Below are 1,494 nucleotides of genomic sequence, written 5' to 3'. Positions count from 1 at the left end.
CCCCCGTTATCTTTTTGGCGGTCCTGCAAGAGGGCCGCTGGCCTCCGGGCCCGGCATGACTGTTGCCCCCTGTCGAGTCGATGACCTGGGGGGTGGTGTCACCGGGTCCGAGGGGTGCCGTCACAGACGCTGATCAGAGGTCTGGCCACTGCCCGGCCCGGCGCAATGCCGGACCACTCGCGGGCGGCAGGTCTGCATAACGTGGATGCGCGCGAACGGCCCCACCGCCGAGGCCGGCACAGCATCGACGCATGTGGGGGCACAGTGATCGACATCGACGAGACGGGCGTCTTCCTCGGCCTGGACGTCGGCAAGAGCAACCACCACGGCCACGGACTCACCCCGGCCGGGAAGAAGGTCTTCGACAAGGCCCTGCCGAACGGCGAACCGCAGCTGCGGGCCGTCTTCGACAAGCTCAAGGCCAAGTTCGGCACCGTCCTGGTCGTCGTGGACCAGCCCGCCTCCATCGGCGCCCTGCCACTGACCGTCGCCCGCGACGCCGGCTGCAAGGTCGCCTACCTGCCTGGGCTCGCCATGCGCCGGATCGCCGACCTCTACCCGGGTGAGGCCAAGACCGACGCGAAGGACGCGGCCGTCATCGCGGACGCCGCCCGCACCATGCCCCACACCCTGCGCTCCCTCGAACTGGCCGACGAGATCACCGCCGAGCTGACCATGCTCGTCGGCTTCGACCAGGACCTGGCCGGAGAGGCCAACCGCACCTCCAACCGCATCCGCGGCCTGCTCACCCAGCTCCACCCCAGCCTCGAACGCGTCATGGGCCCCCGCCTGGACCACCCCGCCATCACCTGGCTCCTGGAACGCTACGGATCCCCGGCCGCCCTGCGCAAGGCCGGCCGCCGCAAGCTCGTCGAGGTCGTCCGGCCCAAAGCGCCCCGCATGGCTCAGCGGCTCGTCGACGACATCTTCGACGCCCTCGACGAACAGACCGTGGTCGTTCCCGGCACCAACACCCTGGACGTGATCGTGCCGTCGCTGGCCAAGTCGCTGGCCGCCGTCCACGAACAACGCCGGGCCCTGGAAGCCCGGATCGAGGCCCTGCTGGAGGCCCACCCTCTTTCCCAGGTCCTGACGTCGATGCCCGGCATCGGCGTCAGGACCGCCGCAGTCCTTCTGGCCACCGTCGGCGACGCCAGCTCGTTCCCGAGCGCCGCCCACCTGGCCTCCTATGCCGGCCTCGCCCCCACCACCAGGCAATCGGGATCCTCGATCCACGGCGAACACGCCCCGCGAGGCGGGAACCGACAGCTCAAACGCGCGATGTTCCTCTCCGCGTTCGCAGCCCTCCACGATCCCGCCTCCCGCAGCTACTACGACCGCTGCCGAGCCAGAGGCAAAACCCACACCCAGGCCCTCCTCCGCCTCGCCCGCCACCGCATCAGCGTGCTGTTCGCGATGCTCCGCGACGGAACCTTCTACGAACCAAGAAGCCCCCGTCTCGCTTGACGAAAGACATAGAGGCACCCCCCCCGC

The 1,494-nt window shown here is 69.8% G+C and carries 1 protein-coding gene; it reads left to right on the top strand.

The window, feature by feature from the left end; genetic code table 11:
- Positions 1-264: 264 nt before the first annotated feature.
- Positions 265-1,467 carry an IS110 family transposase gene (locus tag ACIBNA_RS45040; protein WP_399171294.1) on the top strand — a complete coding sequence of 401 codons (1,203 nt, stop codon included), beginning with the start codon at positions 265-267 and terminating at the stop codon, positions 1,465-1,467.
- Positions 1,468-1,494: the final 27 nt, after the last annotated feature.

Origin of the sequence: Streptomyces sp. NPDC050164, from assembly GCF_044459945.1 — a bacterium.
GTDB classification, from domain to species: Bacteria; Actinomycetota; Actinomycetes; order Streptomycetales; family Streptomycetaceae; genus Streptomyces; species Streptomyces coeruleorubidus_A.
This window is presented reverse-complemented; position numbering and strand designations above follow the sequence as displayed.